At 41.0% G+C, this 18685-nt stretch carries 16 protein-coding genes and 1 pseudogene; 6 read left to right on the top strand and 11 right to left on the bottom strand.

Annotated elements, in window-relative coordinates:
- Positions 1 to 304: 304 nt before the first annotated feature.
- Complete coding sequence (locus FTU09_RS08140) at positions 305 to 727, bottom strand: OsmC family protein (RefSeq protein ID WP_004971563.1); 423 nt, start codon at positions 725 to 727, stop codon at positions 305 to 307.
- Positions 728 to 875: 148 nt separating this feature from the next.
- Here FTU09_RS08140 and crp point away from each other — a divergent pair, with 148 nt between their 5' ends.
- On the top strand, positions 876 to 1580 hold the full coding sequence (gene crp, locus FTU09_RS08145) for a cAMP-activated global transcriptional regulator CRP (RefSeq protein WP_180079968.1): 705 nt from the start codon (positions 876 to 878) through the stop codon (positions 1578 to 1580).
- A gap of 205 nt (positions 1581 to 1785) precedes the next feature.
- Positions 1786 to 2835, top strand: coding sequence for an NADP(H)-dependent aldo-keto reductase (locus tag FTU09_RS08150; RefSeq protein ID WP_096901060.1), 1050 nt, complete (start codon positions 1786 to 1788; stop codon positions 2833 to 2835).
- A gap of 168 nt (positions 2836 to 3003) precedes the next feature.
- Here FTU09_RS08150 and FTU09_RS08155 read toward each other — a convergent pair whose 3' ends face one another.
- From FTU09_RS08155 to FTU09_RS08180, 6 genes are all read right to left on the bottom strand, one after another.
- The gene (locus FTU09_RS08155; RefSeq protein ID WP_004971571.1) at positions 3004 to 3786 is read right to left on the bottom strand and encodes a M48 family metallopeptidase; all 783 of its coding nucleotides are present in this window, start codon (positions 3784 to 3786) and stop codon (positions 3004 to 3006) included.
- Positions 3787 to 3942: 156 nt separating this feature from the next.
- Entirely contained in the window at positions 3943 to 4251 is a 309-nt protein-coding gene (locus FTU09_RS08160) for a hypothetical protein (protein ID WP_004971573.1), read from the bottom strand.
- Positions 4252 to 4489: 238 nt separating this feature from the next.
- The gene (locus FTU09_RS08165; protein WP_180079969.1) at positions 4490 to 5809 is read right to left on the bottom strand and encodes an adenylosuccinate synthase; all 1320 of its coding nucleotides are present in this window, start codon (positions 5807 to 5809) and stop codon (positions 4490 to 4492) included.
- A gap of 69 nt (positions 5810 to 5878) precedes the next feature.
- Positions 5879 to 7045 (bottom strand): ATP phosphoribosyltransferase regulatory subunit, encoded by a 1167-nt coding sequence (locus FTU09_RS08170; protein WP_096901061.1) that lies wholly within the window; start codon positions 7043 to 7045, stop codon positions 5879 to 5881.
- A 164-nt stretch (positions 7046 to 7209) separates the two neighbouring features.
- Positions 7210 to 7524: a hypothetical protein gene (locus tag FTU09_RS08175; protein WP_004971580.1), complete on the bottom strand. Its 315-nt coding sequence runs from the start codon at positions 7522 to 7524 to the stop codon at positions 7210 to 7212.
- A gap of 135 nt (positions 7525 to 7659) precedes the next feature.
- Entirely contained in the window at positions 7660 to 8694 is a 1035-nt protein-coding gene (locus FTU09_RS08180) for a type I glyceraldehyde-3-phosphate dehydrogenase (protein WP_096901062.1), read from the bottom strand.
- 462 nt (positions 8695 to 9156) lie between these two features.
- On the opposite strand from FTU09_RS08180, the gene alaS reads away from it, so the two are divergent.
- The 3 genes from alaS (at position 9157) to csrA (ending at position 13701) form a co-directional block, all read left to right on the top strand.
- A complete protein-coding gene (alaS, locus tag FTU09_RS08185; RefSeq protein WP_179996937.1) occupies positions 9157 to 11850 on the top strand; it encodes an alanine--tRNA ligase in 2694 nt (897 codons plus the stop codon).
- 65 nt (positions 11851 to 11915) lie between these two features.
- Positions 11916 to 13196: an aspartate kinase gene (locus tag FTU09_RS08190; protein WP_004971586.1), complete on the top strand. Its 1281-nt coding sequence runs from the start codon at positions 11916 to 11918 to the stop codon at positions 13194 to 13196.
- A 250-nt stretch (positions 13197 to 13446) separates the two neighbouring features.
- Positions 13447 to 13701 carry a carbon storage regulator CsrA gene (csrA, locus tag FTU09_RS08195; RefSeq protein ID WP_004971589.1) on the top strand — a complete coding sequence of 85 codons (255 nt, stop codon included), beginning with the start codon at positions 13447 to 13449 and terminating at the stop codon, positions 13699 to 13701.
- A 156-nt stretch (positions 13702 to 13857) separates the two neighbouring features.
- Here csrA and rnhB read toward each other — a convergent pair whose 3' ends face one another.
- Positions 13858 to 14439, bottom strand: a complete 582-nt coding sequence (rnhB, locus tag FTU09_RS08200) for a ribonuclease HII (protein ID WP_004971591.1) — start codon at positions 14437 to 14439, stop codon at positions 13858 to 13860.
- A 94-nt stretch (positions 14440 to 14533) separates the two neighbouring features.
- Positions 14534 to 14920, bottom strand: a complete 387-nt coding sequence (locus FTU09_RS08205; RefSeq protein ID WP_004971594.1) for a hypothetical protein — start codon at positions 14918 to 14920, stop codon at positions 14534 to 14536.
- Positions 14921 to 15431: 511 nt separating this feature from the next.
- Here FTU09_RS08205 and FTU09_RS08210 point away from each other — a divergent pair.
- Positions 15432 to 15867: pseudogene (locus tag FTU09_RS08210) on the top strand (cytochrome b).
- A gap of 105 nt (positions 15868 to 15972) precedes the next feature.
- Here FTU09_RS08210 and FTU09_RS08215 read toward each other — a convergent pair.
- Complete coding sequence (locus FTU09_RS08215; protein ID WP_096901064.1) at positions 15973 to 16974, bottom strand: adenosine deaminase; 1002 nt, start codon at positions 16972 to 16974, stop codon at positions 15973 to 15975.
- A gap of 99 nt (positions 16975 to 17073) precedes the next feature.
- Positions 17074 to 18396 carry an NCS2 family permease gene (locus FTU09_RS08220; protein ID WP_096901065.1) on the bottom strand — a complete coding sequence of 441 codons (1323 nt, stop codon included), beginning with the start codon at positions 18394 to 18396 and terminating at the stop codon, positions 17074 to 17076.
- Between the last annotated feature and the right edge of the window lie 289 nt (positions 18397 to 18685).

Raw genomic sequence — 18685 nt, forward strand, 5'->3', positions numbered from 1 at the left:
ATTCCTCACAACAAATTGTGTACTTGATGGATATATGGGAACGCAGGCGTAAATTTCAATTAAATTTTTTATATATTTTTCAAAATCTTAATTAAAATTAACAGATAGATTTCAGTAATAATATTGGACTGATTAAAGTAAATTTCAAGTTTAGTCTGGTAATTTTTTATTTTAGTTGAGTCATTGACATACACTTGCATATCAATCAATTAAAGGCTTTTGATTGTTATTTATGCCATTTGAAATATTTAGTTACAATGATTGGCAAAATATACCAACCATTGTATGACCTATCAGTCAAAGCTTAATCTTGTTCAATAATTTCAAAATCATGGCTAATTTCGACGCCACCATCAGATAGCATTTTACTGGCAGAACAGTACTTTTCTGCTGAAAGTTCAACCGCCTTCGCAACCTGCTTTTCCTTGACAGCCTTGCCTTTGACCACAAAATGCAAATGAATTTTGGTGAACACGGCAGGGATGCTATCGGCACGTTCTGCTTTTAACTGACATTCAACATGCGTCACTTCTTGGCGTGATTTCTTTAAAATAGTCACAATATCGAATGAAGCACAACCACCAAGTCCCATTAAGATTAACTCCATAGGACGTGGACCACGGTTTTCACCGCCATATTCTGCAGATCCATCCATCACCACAGAATGACCACTTTCCGATTTGGCTTCAAAAGCAACGTTCTCTAACCACTGAACACTTGTTTGCATTGCAACTACCTAAAAAAAACTATAAATTGACACGGGTATTTGTACACTAACATAACTTGAGTTGATAAGGAATTTCATCTCTACTGTGTGACAAGTTCAGACTAGGTCTTGTGCGATCTATTATTTATCCATTTTCGGAACCGTTAGCATGACTTCAAACTTTTCACAGCTGAGCACTGATGCATTGTCCCCTGGACAACTGCCTGACTCAGTCAAAGCATTATTAAAACGTGCATACATCAACCGTTATCCAAAACGGACAACTATTGTTGATGCGGGGACTGAATCTAAATCGTTATATTTGATTTTAAAAGGTTCAGTATCAATTATTCTTCGCGAAGATGATGATCGCGAAATTGTTGTGGCATATTTGAATCCAGGCGACTTTTTTGGGGAAATGGGTCTGTTTGAATCGAATCCACAACGTACTGCAGAAGTTCGTACTCGTGATGTCTGTGAAATTGCAGAAATTACTTATGAAAACTTCCACGAACTCAGCAAACAATATCCTGACTTAAGCTATGCCGTTTTTGCACAGCTGGTACGTCGTTTAAAAAATACTACACGTAAGGTAACTGACCTTGCCTTTATAGATGTGTCTGGTCGTATTGCACGTTGTTTGATTGACCTTTCTGCACAGCCAGAAGCTATGATTTTACCAAATGGTCGTCAGATTCGTATTACACGCCAAGAAATTGGTCGTATTGTCGGCTGTTCACGTGAAATGGTCGGGCGTGTTCTAAAAACACTTGAAGAACAAGGCATGATTGAAACTGATGGTAAAGCCATTCTGATTTTTGATGCTTCTTTGGAGCAAAATGAATCCACTGATGGCGACTTTGATGACGAGTAAACCATCTATATGCTCATTAAAAAAGCAAATCTTCGGATTTGCTTTTTTATTGCCTGTATATAACTTATAGCCATTTTCAACTATAAAAATATAATTCTTACGACCATTACAAAGCATCAGCAATTTTAACTGCCACAAGCGGCTCAAAATGGTTTAGCCTCTTAGGACATGACTTCATAAAGACAATGTTAAGCGAGATGCTAAGATGCAATTTAGACCTTTGGCAAAAACAGGCATTCTAGTTCCAGAAATCTGTTTAGGCACCATGACATTTGGTGAACAAAATACCCAGCAAGAAGCCTTTCAACAACTCGATTATGCACTAGAACGAGGCTTATATTTTTGGGATACCGCAGAGATGTACCCTGTTCCACCTAAAGTAGAAACCCAAGGGGCAACTGAAACCATGATTGGTCACTGGCTGCACCAACGTGGCGGACGTGACAAAATATTTCTCGCCTCTAAAATTGCAGGCCCTTCGCAAGGCGGCAGTCATATTCGAGATGGCAAAACCCGCTTTAACGCACAGGATATTCATTCTGCGCTAGATGGTAATTTAAAACGTCTGCAAACCGACTATATCGACTTATACCAACTGCACTGGCCGCAGCGTCCAACCAACTTTTTTGGCAAACTCGGTTATGGCAACCAAGAAGCACAAAATACGCAAGAAATAACCGATCTTGCTGAAACCTTAACCGCATTGCAACAAGAAATTCAAAAAGGACGGATTCGCTATATTGGGCTGTCGAATGAAACCCCGTGGGGCACCATGAAGTTTTTACACTTGGCAGAACAGTTAGGATTAAGCAAATTTGTTAGCGTACAAAATCCGTATAACCTGCTGAATCGTACTTATGAAATTGGTATGTCTGAAATTGCCCATTATGAAGGTGTTGGACTACTCGCCTACTCACCTTTGGCTTTTGGTTATTTAACTGGTAAATTCCGTCATGGCGCACGCCCTGCCAATGCACGTGTCACGCTATATTCACGTTTTAGCCGTTACAGTAATCCACAAAGCGAATGGGCAACCGAGCAATACGCCCAACTTGCAGAACAACACGGCTTGAGTTTGACGCAACTGGCGCTGGCATTTATCAAGCAGCAATTTTTTGTGACAAGTACCATTATTGGCGCGACGAATATGGCGCAACTCAAAGAAAATATTGATGCCTTTGACATCACCTTATCAGATGAAATTTTACAAGGCATTGAAGCCATTCATCGTCAACAACCCAATCCAGCGCCCTAATTTTATTTTAAGCACTGCTTTAAAATGAAATTAAAAATATGAACTCAGCAATAACTCATCATTTTTATGCTGTTTAAAGTCAAAAAGTCTTCAAAAAAAAGATGCGCATAAAACCATGCGCATCTTTTTTGTGTTTTATCTTAACCAGTTGAACTGGCTGAGGTCATCTTAACGACGACTTTGGTTATATAGCGCTTGTGCTGCTGGCAAGTTTTTACGCATTGCTTCAATACGCTGACTGTTCGATGGGTGAGTCGATAAGAAGGACGCACCGCCGCCACCTTCAAGCTTGTTCATTTTTTCCCAAAGGGTAATTGCAGCTTGTGGGTTATAACCTGCACGCGCCATCAGCATTAAACCACCCTGATCGGCACGACTTTCCAAATTACGTGAATATGGCAAGCCAATCCCAATTTGGGTACCCAATTGCGCTGCTGCTGCACCCAATTGACCAACGTTATTGCCTGCCGCACTTAAACCTACGTTCAAGGCAATATTGGTTAAAGCCTGTGCACCAATTTTACTTTTCGCGTGTTCTTCTAAAGCATGCACCATTTCATGCCCCATAATTGCGGCAATTTCAGCATCAGTTAAATTCAGTTTATTCACAATACCAGTGTAGAACACCACTTTACCACCAGGTGCGACAAAAGCATTGACTTGATCAGACTTAAGTACCGCCAATTGCCACTGGAAAGGCTGACCTGTTTGGTTCATTTGATTGGCATGTGGAATCAAACGCTGAAACACAGTATTGATACGTTTATACGTGGTGGAGCTTGTGTCTAACTGATTTTTATTGCGTGCGTCTTGCACCATTTCATTATAGCTTTTGGTAGCAGTTGCATTTAAGGTCGCAGTATCTGCACCCGCCATGTCTGCAACAGTCGTACACCCTGAAACTGTGATTGCGCCTGCGGCACATAAACTTAACATCAGTTTTTTGTTCATTATAATAATCTCCGCCTTGCGAGCTATCTTCATACCAATCAATTATATGAAATCAATTCAAGGCTTTAAATCTATAATCACTTCATAAACATATCATTTATGTAAACAACGCCTAAGCTGTGTACAGATTGTATGTCTGAGCGATCAATCACTACCCTAGTAAAGAAATTGATAACACAACCAAAATACTAAACAGAAAACATTTAAACCCAAGTAAATTTTAGACACTACTTCTACTTTTTCTTCCATTTCTGGATTTTTGCGTTTGTAGAGTAGGTAAGCATTTTGAATCAGAATCAGTGGCACCAAAATACAGGCAAAAATAACGCTTAAACCAATAAATGCCTGATACATAATATTCGGATCATGCTTTTGCGATAAAATCAGCATCATGGCAATGGTCGGTGCGCCGCCCATCGCAAACAATAAAGAATAAAAAATCGTACTGGTAATATTTTTATGCATCCTGCATAACCTTAATTAAATTTAATTTTCTAAAGCCATTGTAACAAGCCACCCTGCTCTGCACAGCGCCAATCATCTGCAACTTTAGTCTTGAAAAAACAACTCACTCAGCATCATCTATAATGTTTCCAAAAATGAGTCGCTATTGAAACTGAAACAACAGCAATAAAAAGCCCCATCATTTAGACAGGGCTGAATACATCATCAGAGCTTAAATGCTATGCTAAAGCACAACGACTTAAGCATCAAATGGATGACGTAATACGATAGTTTCTGCGCGGTCTGGACCTGTAGAAATAATGTCGATTGGACATTCAATTAACTGCTCAAGACGTTTGATGTAGTTCACTGCATTTTCAGGCAATTGTTCTACACTGGTCGCGCCCACAGTTGATTCAGACCAACCTGGCATTGTTTCATAAATTGGCTTTAAGTTTTCGTATGCAAGCGCATCAGAAGAACCTACACAACCTGAATCGGTATTTTCATAACCTACGCAGATTTTGATTTCTTCTAAACCGTCCAATACGTCTAACTTGGTCAAGCAGATACCAGACAGTGAGTTTACATCGACTGAACGACGTAAAATTTCGGCATCAAACCAACCACAACGACGTTGACGACCTGTAGAAGCACCGAACTCGTGACCCACAGTACCTAAGTGTTTACCAATCGCATCACCTACGTCATTTGCTGCGTCATACACCAACTCAGTTGGGAATGGGCCTGCACCTACACGTGTGGTATAAGCTTTGGTAATCCCTAAAACGTAGTCTAAATGTAATGGACCTAAGCCTGAACCAGAGCTTACACCGCCCGCAGTTGTATTCGATGAAGTCACATACGGATAAGTACCGTGGTCAACATCAAGTAATGAACCTTGCGCACCTTCAAACATAATGTTGTCACCGTTTTTACGGTAATTATGAATTTCAGTCGTTACATCAACCACTAATGGTGCAATCACTTCACGCCATTGGTCACATAGCGCTAAAACTTCATCTAACTGAACTGCTTCAACACCGTAGTATTGTATCAATTGGAAGTTGTGATAGTCCAATAATTCAGTCAATTGAGCGCGTAGTGCTTCACCGCCACGAACCAAGTCAGCAACACGAATCGCACGACGTGCAACCTTGTCTTCATAAGCTGGGCCAATACCACGACCTGTTGTACCAATTTTGGCATTACCACGTTTTTTCTCACGTGCTTGGTCAAGTGCAATGTGGTTCGGCAAAATAAGCGGACAGTTTGGTGAAATACGTAAACGCTCTTTCACTGGCACGCCTTCTTGTTCCAAAATACCCATTTCTTTAATGAGTGCTTCAGGAGAAAGTACTACACCATTACCAATTAAGCACAGTACGTTTTCACGTAAAATACCTGATGGAATGAGGTGTAATACAGTTTTCTTACCACCAACCACGAGAGTATGGCCTGCGTTGTGTCCGCCTTGATAACGAACGACTGCCGCCGCCTGATCTGTGAGCAGGTCGACGATCTTACCTTTACCTTCGTCGCCCCATTGGGTACCAAGTACCACAACATTCTTGCCCATAATAGCCTCATTACATCATGCTGTTAAAATTGAAAACCAAGACCTGTAACATGAAACATGCCTTGGCGATTAAATTTTTTCGACTGTCCACTCACCATTTGCAAGAACCAATTGGTGCGTTGCGTATGGAACCGAGTTTAAATCATCATTACCCAACAATTGAATTACACTAAAGCCTTGCGCACGTGTGTTTTGAATAGCAGCAATTAAATCAGGTTGTGAGCCTTTAGGCGCAACAACAACAGACGATGATTCAAAACGACCTGCACTTAATACAAACAAGTCACAAGAGAAACCTGTTGCAGGGCGCGCACGTCCGAAATGCTGACCAATGCCATCATAACGACCGCCTTGTGCCAATGGTGCAGCACGATTTGGCGCATACACTGCATACATTAAACCTGTGTGATAGTGATAAGAACGCAGCTCAACCACATCAATACCAATATGCAAGTTTGGCCAACGTGCCTGAATTTCAGCTTGTGTTGCTTTCACGGCTTCAAACGCTTGCTTAAATTCGGTATTTTCCAACACATCAGCACTTAAATGAGCCTGCAAAGCAGTTAAATCACTGGCATAGCGACCTAAAGCATAAAAATCTGAACCGAAATTTAAATCTTGGGTAAATTCTGCCAATTCAGGCAATGCTTTACGCTGATATAAATCTGACAATTGACGTTCAGTGGCTTTGCTTAATTCTGCTTGTTTAACCAAGCTACGGAACAACCCGACATGACCCAAGTCTAAATGCACACCTTCTGCCAAACCTGCTTCTTTTAGCAAGCTGAGCATCAGATCAACCATTTCTACATCGGCATCAATGCTGTCTGAACCAAATAACTCTGCACCCAATTGCAATGGTGCACGTGTGGTATTAAAACCTTGTGGTTTGGTATGTAAAACCGTACCTGCATAGCAGTAACGTGCAATGCCATCTACAGGATGTACATGCGCATCAATACGTGCCACTTGTGGTGTCATATCGGCACGAACACCCAGCAAACGACCTGAAAGTTGGTCGATCACTTTAAATGTGGCAAGGTCTAAATCTTGATTCGATTCTGAAAGAGAAGATAGAGATTCAATGTATTCTATGAATGGCGTGTACACCAACTGATAACCTCGAGATGCGAGGAAATCCAGTGACTTACGACGCAAGCTTTCAATCACTTGCGCTTGTTCTGGTAATACATCAGCTACACCATCAGGTAATAACCATGTCTCTGAAATGGGCATGTTGTAAACCTAAATTCTTGTTTGCGCGGAACGAATCCGCATAAAAAAATCGGGAGCACACCCGATTTCTCCTAGTTTAGCATGATACTTTTGCTCATGCACCTGACTTTTTCTGAAATATGCGGTAAAAAATATGAATACACCACATCTTTCAAAGCCATCATTTAAAAGTCCTGATTTGATTTCACCGCCTTTGCCAATAAACTGACCAACTCAGCATTTTGCATTTCAAGCTGTGCGGTTTTTTGCACGGTTTTATCTAGCGCATCTTGCTGAACCTGCATCTTTTTAGCCAAATCTTGCATAATCTCCAACGTCTTTTTTAGATGCTCTTCTAAATGTAATACTTTTTGCTCGACTTGCTGTTGATGCTGCACGTCGCTGCTGCTGTCTGCCTGATTTTTAAATTGCAACCAAATCAGAAAAATGACAGCAAGTGCCAGCAAAAAAATAAATCCCCACAATAAAATAATCATCATGCCACTACTCTATTCAAATTTTCTATGCAAACTTTGTTATATCAATCAGTGAATTAACCGTGAATACGAAGTGTAAAATCTGTCATCACTATTACACGCTTTTCACACTTTGTATATGTCTTAAAAAGTAGCCGCTTACACCGCCCGCTGACTAAAAGATTCACACAAATCTAGTAAACGGTTGGCATAACCCCACTCGTTGTCATACCACGCAAAAACTTTGGCTTGATGACCCACGACCATGGTTTGACTTAAATCGACAATTAAAGAATAAGGTGAATGGTTAAAGTCGCTCGATACCAAAGGCTCATCGGTCACTTGCATAATTTCGGCATAATCATGCGCTGCCGAAGCACACAACACCTGATTCAATTTGTGCACCGTAATTGGTGACTGAGAAATAAAAGTTAAATCAATAGCTGCAACATTAATGGTCGGTACACGAATCGAGTAACCATCAATCCGATCTGCCATTTTTGGCATGACTTGTTTTAATGCACCCAAGGCAGATGAAGTTGTAGGAATAATATTTTGCCCTGATGCACGCGCACGACGTAAATCACGGTGTGCTTGATCCAATACAGTTTGATCGGCTGTGACTGCATGAATTTCAGTCATTAATGCGGTATCAATTCCGAAAGCATCATCAATGATTTTAACTAATGGTACTAAAGCCTGCGTGGTACAAGATACGCTGGAAATAATTTGGTCGGTACTTTTGACTTCATGATGATTCACACCATAAACAATCGCAGCATCTACAGTATCGAATGGTGCAGCACCAATAATTACACGTTTGGCGCCCGCAGTAATATGCTGCGTTGCCGCCTCGCGGGAACGGAACAACCCTGTACATTCCAATACCACATCAACATTTAAGGCTTGCCACGGTAATTGCGCAGGTTGAGCCTGATTCAACACCTGAACTTTTAATTGCGCCAAACCTGCAGAAATATTCAAAAAAATCTGTTCATTTTCGAGGCTAATTTCCACCTGTCCTTTAAAACGACCATGGGTACTGTCATATTTAAATAAATGAACCAAGGTTTCTACATCGGCAATGTCATTTATGGCGACGATTTCAAAATGAAAGTCTTTGGGATTTTCAAACCAAGCCCGCAGCACATTGCGCCCGATTCTACCAAAGCCATTGATTGCCACTCGTTGCATGACCGATCCTTTCATAATGAAATCAAAATTTAAGCACAGACTATGTTAATAGATTTTGAGGCCTTACTGAAAAAAATCAGATCAATTCTGCGAATTTTCACGCAATTTGCTGTTTAATTCGGCAAATCAAAAATATCAGCTTTGACTTTCTAGCTTACATTTACGTTTTCTTAAATTTTGTATTCTACTTTATGGCAGTTCGGCCTACTCCGTGACCTACAGTAAACGCTTATTTTGAATGTAAATGTTCATCATCTTCTATTGCAAAGATTTATTCTGCGTAATCGCAACCAAGTTTGCGTCAGAATTGTCATCTATTCACACTAAAATGATTGGTGATAGTGGCTTTTTCCGTTATAATTTGGCGTTTTTAAAATTTTAAGCCTGCATGACAGCAAAAGAATTATTTTTGTCAGACTGTCTTGCGTTTAGCCCAATCGGAAATTATGGAGTGACTTGGTTGTGAGTACTCGTTTTATGACATCAGCTGAAATTCGTGAAGCATTTTTGCGTTACTTTGAATCGCAAGGGCATACACGTGTCGCATCGAGTTCTCTAGTACCCGCCAATGACCCAACCCTGTTATTTACCAATGCAGGTATGAACCAGTTTAAAGACTGTTTCCTTGGGTTAGAAAAACGTGATTATGTACGTGCTGTATCGTCACAAAAATGTGTGCGTGCAGGCGGTAAACATAACGATTTAGACAATGTGGGTTATACCGCACGTCACCATACTTTCTTTGAAATGTTGGGTAACTTCTCGTTTGGTGATTATTTCAAACGTGATGCAATTAAATTTGCTTGGGAATTTTTAACCAGTGAACAATGGTTAGCTCTACCAAAAGACCGTTTATATGCCACGGTTTACCACACCGATGATGAAGCATTTGACATCTGGAACAAAGAAATTGGTTTAGATGCTTCTCGTATTATCCGTATTGGCGATAACAAAGGTGGCCAATATGCTTCAGACAACTTCTGGGCAATGGGTGATACAGGTCCTTGCGGCCCTTGTTCTGAAATTTTCTATGATCATGGCGATCATATCTGGGGTGGCTTACCAGGTACGCCTGAAGAAGATGGCGACCGTTTCATTGAAATTTGGAACAACGTATTCATGCAGTTCAACCGCACTGCAGATGGCGTATTACACCCTCTTCCAGCACCTTCTGTAGATACAGGTATGGGCCTTGAGCGTATTTCTGCCGTTCTGCAACACGTGAACTCAAACTATGAAATCGACCTGTTCCAGAACCTGTTAAAAGCTGCTGCTGAAATCATTGGTTTAGACACGACTGCTCTTGAAGTAACTGCACAGCAAACTGGCAAGCCTGTAGACTACCCTGCTTCACTCAAAGTAGTTGCTGACCACGCTCGTTCTTGCTGCTTCCTAATTGCCGATGGCGTGAATCCATCGAATGAAGGTCGTGGTTATGTATTGCGTCGTATTATTCGTCGTGCAGTACGTCACGGCAACAAGCTTGGCGCAACAGGTTCATTCTTCCACAAAATGCTTCAGCCTTTAATTGAGGTGATGGGTCAGGCCTATCCTGAACTTGCAGCACAACAAGCGCGTATTGAAGCGCAACTTCTAAAAGAAGAAGAACAATTTGCCAAAACGCTTGAGCAAGGTTTGAAATTGCTTGAGGGTGAATTGGCACAGCTTAAAGGCTCAGTCATTCCTGGTGAAGTAGTATTTAAACTATATGACACTTATGGCTTCCCAACAGATTTAACAGCAGACATTGCACGTGAGCGCGACTTGACCATTGACGAAGCAGGCTTTGAAGTTGAAATGGCAGCGCAACGTCAACGTGCACGCGATGCAGGTAAATTTGCAGTTGACTACAACTCAATTGTAAAAGTTGAAGGTGAAACTCAATTTGATGGCTATGACTCAACAACTGGTCAGGGTCAAATTGTGGCTATTTATAAAGATGGCGAACAAGTCGATGAAGTGGTTGAAGGCGATGAAGCTTTAATCGTACTTAACCAAACCCCATTCTATGCAGAAAGCGGTGGTCAAATTGGCGATACAGGTCTATTCAAAAACGAAACAGGTATTTTTGAAGTTCAAGACACCAAAAAATCTGGCGGTGCCTTTGTTCATCAAGGTATTGTCACCATGGGCAGTTTAAAAGCTGCGCAAGCGGTGGAAGCGATTGTAAAAGCAGACATCCGCGAAGCTACTGCACGCAACCACTCTGCAACACACTTATTGCACGCTGCCCTACGTCAAGTTTTAGGTGCACACGTACAGCAAAAAGGTTCGTTGGTTGCTTCTGATATTTTACGTTTTGACTTTGCCAATGACCAACCTGTGTCATTTGAACAATTGCAAGAAATTGAGCGTTTGGTAAATGCAGAAGTCATTGCCAATACCGCAGTTTCTACTGAATTACTGGATATTGAAGCAGCCAAAGCCAAAGGCGCAATGATGCTATTTGGTGAAAAGTATGGCGATGAAGTTCGCGTACTTTCTATGGGTTCAATCATTGAAGATAAAAACTTCTCCATTGAACTTTGTGGCGGTATTCACGTGAAACGTACAGGTGATATTGGTCTGTTCAAAATCATCTCTGAAGGTGGTGTTGCAGCTGGTGTACGTCGTATTGAAGCAATTACAGGCAGCAAAGCCGTTGAAGCCGTTCAAAAAACTGAACGCGATATCAACAGCATCAATGCTTTGTTGAAAGCACAAAAAGACCAAACTTTAGAAAAAGTGAATACATTGGTCGATACAGCATCTAGCCTTCAAAAGCAGATTGAACAGCTCAATCAAAAATTAGCGCACTTCCAAGCAGCTGAACTTTTAAGTCAAGTACAAGAACTTGCTGGACGTACCACGCTCATTACCACTGTACAAAATATGGATGCAAAATCACTGCGTAATTTGCACGACGGTGTAAAATCCAAACTCGACCAAGCAGTGATTGTACTTGCAGGTGTAGAAGGCGATAAAGTCAGCTTAATCGCTTCTGTTGCACCAGACTTTACTGCTACGATTAAAGCAGGAGACATCATCAAACACTTGGCTACAGAACTAGGTGGTAAAGGTGGTGGTAAACCTGATTTGGCACAAGGTGGCGCGCCACTTAACGAGAACTTTGCAACGGTGATGGCAGGTTTAACTGCTTGGCTTGCGGCAAAATAATCTCACTTTTTGTGTAACTGACCCTGAGCAGGTAAATTCAGGGTCATGGCTTATATGGAACAACTATGGCACTAATCGTTCAAAAATATGGCGGTACCTCAATGGGTACTCCCGAGCGCATTTTAAATGTTGCTCGTCGTGTGAAGCGCTGGCATGATCATGGCCACAAAGTAGTGGTTGTCGTTTCTGCCATGAGTGGCGAAACCAATCGCCTACTCGCTCTCGCGAAAGCCATTACCGAAACCCCTGATCCGCGTGAATTAGACCAAATGGTGTCTACAGGCGAACAGGTGACGATTTCGATGTTAGCGATGGCGCTGAATTCTATTGGCGTTGCGGCAAAATCACTAACTGGTCGCCAAGTTGGTATTCAAACTGACAGCGCATTTACCAAAGCACGTATTGAAGCGATTAATACTGACGTGTTAACTGAAAACCTAGACGCAGGCCGTGTGATTGTGGTTGCTGGTTTCCAAGGTTTTGATGCTGAAGGTAACACCACTACTTTAGGTCGTGGTGGTTCTGATACTTCTGGCGTTGCGCTTGCTGCTGCATTGAAAGCCGATGAATGCCAAATTTATACTGACGTAGATGGCGTTTACACCACAGACCCACGCGTTGCACCAAAAGCCAAAAAAGTAGATCGTATTTCTTTTGAAGAAATGCTAGAAATGGCTTCTTTAGGTTCTAAAGTATTGCAAATTCGTGCGGTTGAATTTGCAGGTAAATACCAAGTACCTTTACGTGTATTATCAAGTTTTGATAATGACAATGATGGCGCATTCGACGAAGATTTTAAACAAAATGTCGGCACACTCATTACTACTGAATTGGAAGACAACATGGAACAACCTATCATCTCAGGTATCGCGTTTAACCGTGACGAAGCAAAATTAACTATTTTAGGTGTGCCTGATGAGCCAGGTATTGCATCTAAAATCTTGTCACCTATTGGCGCTGCCAATGTTGAAGTTGACATGATCATCCAAAACGTAGAAGAAGATGGTACTACCGACTTTACTTTTACTGTAAACCGTGGCGAACTTGCCAAAGCAAAATCAATTCTTGAAGCAACTGCCAAAGAAATTGGTGCACGTGAAGTCGCTACACGTGGTGACATCGTGAAAGTATCTATCGTTGGTGTAGGTATGCGTTCACATGCAGGTGTTGCAAGCAAAATGTTTACTGCCCTTGCAGATGAAGGCATTAACATTCTCATGATTTCTACTTCTGAAATTAAAATTTCAGTCATTATTGAAGAAAACTATTTAGAGCTTGCAGTACGTACTTTACACACTGTATTTGGTCTAGATCGTGAAAGCGGTGAGTCTAGCGCACGCGCTTAATACGCCCCTGTCAGAAAATGTAATTGTCTGACAAATTTTGCGAAAAAGTACAAAAAAATAGAGCCACTATAGTTTTTTTTATAGTGGCTCTGTTATATTGAGCAATATGCTTTCATAAATTTTGGCAGCGCTGTATCTTATAAAATAAATAATGATACGTTCCGTTAAAATTTACTGGTTTTTATTTGGTTGTGACTTTTAAATTGCTTTAAAAATCAATGCAGGTTTAGCATTTTGCAAGGAGATAAACATGCTGATTCTGACCCGACGTGTCGGAGAAACATTAATGATTGGGGACCAAGTCAGCGTGACTGTGCTTGGTGTCAAAGGTAACCAAGTTCGTATTGGTGTAAATGCCCCGAAAGAAGTATCGGTTCATCGTGAAGAAATCTATCAACGTATTCAACACGAGCGTGCCATGCATGAGCATTTGCAACATTTAGATCAAGATTATCAACCTTCATTTGAAGAAGATAACTACTCGCAAAATGACTTTAATCGTTAAACGATTAAGGTAATTGAATATAAAGCGGCTCATTTGCCGCTTTAAATTTTTCTGCTGAATGCTTTTTAAAAACTCGCATCATTTCAGAGTTGCTCGCTGATTCGAAGCATGTAAAGACTATTTTACAGGCAACTCAGCACAAGTTTTGCATGAAAATTACTGTGAGTTTTCCATTAATTCTAAAGCTTTACGCACAGGTGCAAAACTACGTCGATGTGCCGCAATCACGCCATGCTGTGCAATGGCTTCAAAATGTGCTTTGGTTGGATAACCTTTATGTTTGGCAAAACCAAATTGTGGAAATGCTTGATCAAGCAATACCATTTCACGGTCACGCGCCACTTTAGCTAAAATACTGGCTGCCGAAATCTCTGCATGTAATGCATCTCCCCCAACAACGGCATCACAAGACATCGCTAAACCCTGCGGAATTTTATTGCCATCGACTAAGACATGCTCAGGTTGAATAGATAAGGCTTCCACCGCACGACGCATCGCCAATAACGACGCTTGCAAAATATTCAGTTCATCAATTTCGGCTGCAGATGCTTCTGCAATTGCCCAAGCCAAAGCCTTTTCCTGAATTTCAACAAATAACTTTTCACGCTTTTTTTCTGTCAGTTTTTTAGAATCATTTAAACCTTCAATCGGGTTATTCGGATCTAAAATAACTGCCGCAGCGACAACAGAACCCACTAAAGGCCCACGCCCTGCTTCATCTACACCTGCAATTTTCATCATCTTTTTCCAGAAAAAATAGGCTGAAATCTTCAGCCTATCTTACGATGCGAGTCACAACGCACCATTTTTAATTTTACAGAATCGGTAAAACTTATCTTACTGCTTCTGCCACACATGCATTAATGGTTCGAGATACTGCATTGCTCACAATGGTTGCACGTGCAGCAGGGTCAATTGCTGCAGTGGCTAAATCTACTGCAGTCACATTTTGTGGTGCTTTTTCACTAACACAACCACAAATTTCCGCTTGAACATTTTGCTTTTGCGTTGGTGTCATAACACGTGTCGCAGTGTGCCATGCAGGAATGTTGTTTAATTCAGTCACACACTTGGCATTAATTGCAATTTTAATCGCCGCCATACCCAATTGTTGAGTTGCTGTCGGTGCAGTTGTCGTTCCTGTAGTAGTACCTGTAGTGGTGGTACATGCAGATAAAACCAAAGCGATAGGTGCCAATACAGCGAGTAGTTTTTTCATGGATATTTCCTGTATTTAATATTCAAGTCATTTGAGTGAAACAATGCCGCTATTGTGCCTAAACTTGTTTGACGAAGGAATAGCTTTTTGCAATTTCTACATTCATGTGCTTAGGCTTAAGGCTAGGGGCTGTTGACAATTTTTCTATGTTTGCGACAACGCATATTTTTTAGCTGATATAAGGCATGAGGTAGGAAATTTAGTCATTCTAAATGACTGACTCATAACGCAATAGCAGCAAAAAATATGCTTGTCCTGAAAGGCTGTGGCTAAAACTTTCTCAGATTGCGTTATGAAACTTGGCAATAGTCTCGCTATTCCCTGCGTTTCATGCCTGATCTGCTCAGTTTTAGCCTACAGCGCAAACTATTTATGAAATATCAACAGCCCCCTCAAGAACGCTATTTTTTTTGCAGCGTTGCAGATTTTCAACACTCCGTTGCAGGTGGATACTTTTTTCGCTACATGCTGTTGTTTAGCATGCAAGCACACTATTCGCCTGAAACACAACATGAACAGTTCTCATTCATATTACACCCGTACCGCACAAGTTTTACATTGGCTCATGGCGATTATTTTTATTGGTGATTCGCTTATTTTGGCGTTACACCCACCCTACGCCACAACTGCCTGACAGCATGTCACCGTTGATGAAAACACTAGCGCATTTAGGACATCTAGGTCTGTATTTTATGCTGATTGCGATTCCAATCACGGACTGTTTGTTTAGCTGGAGCGTGGGTAAACCTGTGCCTGTGTTGTATTTATTTGAAATTCCAGCCTTGGTGGATAAGAACCCCGAACTATTAGCAATTGTTAAACCTGTGCATACTTATTTGTCATGGTTTGCAGGGGCAATGGTGGTTGGGCATATGCTTGCAGCACTTAAACATCACTTTATAGATAAAGACGATGTATTGCGTAGTATGACGCAACAAGGTAAATAATTTTTAAAGCTTGAGTTTAAAGCGATTCAAATCGTTCTCCCACAAAAAAGCAGCTTAAATTAAGCTGCTTTTTTGTAGTCTAAGCTAATCTAAATTCAGTTTAACTCATCCCAATGCTTGAATTTGCTCAATCCATTTTTGCTTTTCTTCAGCCGAAATAAATGAAGCTTCAAAAGAATTAACCGCCAATTGTTTTAATTCAGCATTGCTTAAATCTAAAGCTTGGCTAATAGCAACAAAGTTATCATTCATATAACCACCAAAATAAGATGGATCATCTGAATTAACTGTCACTTTAACACCCTGCTGCAATAAACGGCGGATGTTGTGCTGTGCCATATCATCCACTACGCATAGCTTTAAATTACTCAATGGACAGACCGTGAGCGGCATTTTCTCTGCAATTAGACGTTGCATTAATACAGGATCTTCTTCAGAACGCACACCATGATCAATACGGTTTACTTTCAGTAAATCTAATGCTTCCCAAACATATTCGGCTGGCCCTTCTTCGCCTGCATGTGCCACGACTAAAAAGCCTGCTTCACGTGCTTTGGCAAAGACACGTTCAAACTTTGAAGGTGGATGTCCAACTTCGCTTGAGTCCAAACCCACTGCGATAATTTGATCTTTATAAGGCAAAGCCTGTTCAAGTGTGGCAAATGCTGCATCTTCGCTTAAATGACGCAAGAAACACATAATTAAATTTGAACTGATGCCTAATTTTGTTTGCGCATCATCACAAGCACGTTGTAAGCCATTAATCACGGTTGCAAATGCCACACCACGCTCGGTATGGGTTTGCGGATCAAAAAACATTTCGGTATGTACCACACGGTCTTCAACACATTTTTCAAAATATGCCCAAGCCAAATCGTAAAAATCTTGCTCATGCACCAACACTTGTGCGCCTGCATAATAAATATCTAAAAAAGACTGCAAGTTATGAAAGTTATATGCTTGTTTGACTTCTTCTACGGACTGATAAGGGATGTCTATTTGGTTGCGCTGCGCAATGGCAAACATCAATTCAGGTTCAAAAGTACCTTCAATATGCACATGCAATTCTGCTTTAGGTAATGCACAGATTAGCTCAAGTTGATTCATGTTCTGTCCTTTTTGCTATTTTATGGGAGAATATTAAAAAATTGATCAAAATAAAAAAGGGTGCAAACTGAGTTTACACCCCTTTTCAGTTTAAGAATATTAACCGCCAAACATGGCAAATTTTAATGCCCAAAGTGCAGCAATAATCCACACCATATAAGGTACAGACTTGGCTTTGCCAGTGAGTAGTTTAATCAGCGCATAGCTAATAAAGCCCATAGCGATGCCATCGGCAATAGAATAAGTAAATGGCATGAACACGACTGTTAAGAATGCAGGCACGGCTTCGGTGATGTCATCCCAATCAATATGCACAATGCCTTGAATCATCAACACACCCACAAATAACAAGGCAGGTGCAGTCGCAAAACCTGGTACCGATTGCGCAAGTGGTGCCAAGAACAAACAGGCAATAAACAACAAGCCAACAATCACTGCGGTTAAGCCTGTACGACCACCCGCTGCAACACCTGCAGATGATTCAATATACGGCGTTGTTGAAGATGTACCCAATGCCGCACCTGCAACAATTGCAGAAGAATCGGCAAAAAGTGCTTTTTTCAAACGGGGTAATTTACCATCTTGCAACAAGCCTGCACGGTGTGAAACACCCACTAAAGTACCTGTAGAGTCGAATAAATCGACTAAGAAAAATACGAAAATTACGCCAATTAAACTTGCTGTAAATAGACCTTCAAAGTCCATTTGCATAAAAGTAGGTGCAATAGATGGAATTTCACCAACCACACCTTTAAATTCGCTTAAACCTAAAGCTGTTGAAATAGCAGTCAGCACCAAAATACTGATGATAATTGCACCACGTACTTTAAAGTGATGCATTACTACAACCATTAAAAAGCCAAGTAGCGCTAACAGTACTGATGGTTGTTTTAAGTCACCCAAGCCCACCAAAGTCGCAGGATTATCAACAATAACACCTGCATTTTTTAGGGCGATTAAAGCTAGGAATAAACCAATACCACCGCCAATGGCTAGTTTTAATGACATGGGAATGGCATTAACAATGGCTTCACGGATTTTAAACATGCTAATGGCAATGAAAATAATCCCTGATACAAAAACTGCAGCCAAAGCCGTTTGCCAAGGCACACCCATGCCTAAACAAACCGAGTAAGTGAAATAGGCGTTTAGCCCCATGCCTGGTGCGAGTGCGATTGGGTAATTGGCAACAATTCCCATCACCAAGCAGCCAATAGCTGCGGCTAAACAGGTGGCGACAAAGACAGCTCCATGATCCATTCCTGTTTCAGATAAAATCATCGGATTGACAATAATGATGTAACACATGGTTAAGAATGTGGTTACACCCGCCAAAATCTCGGTACGGAATGTGGTCTTGTTTTCGCTTAATTTGAATAAGCGCTCAAGCATTCCCGCTGAGGATGGATTAGGAGTCGTCATGACCTAGCCCCTGTAAATAAACTGAATTTGCAGCATGACGCAATTTTAAGTCAGCACTTAAAAGCCTGTGTCAGTTGCGGCAATGGATTTGCCCAATGAGCATGTAAAATTACATGAAAAAGATAAACTTAATTCACAATCAAGCATTTGATTTTATCAAAATCAAAAATTCGGAATGCTAAATAAAAAAGCCGCATAAATTTTATGCAGCTTTGTTCATCTTTTTTTTACTTCAGTCACTCTCAAAAGTAATGCCTTTGAGTTGTGATGAAGCAGTTTCAATTGGCAA

The organism is Acinetobacter sp. YH12058 (assembly GCF_013419805.1).
GTDB lineage: Bacteria > Pseudomonadota > Gammaproteobacteria > Pseudomonadales > Moraxellaceae > Acinetobacter > Acinetobacter towneri.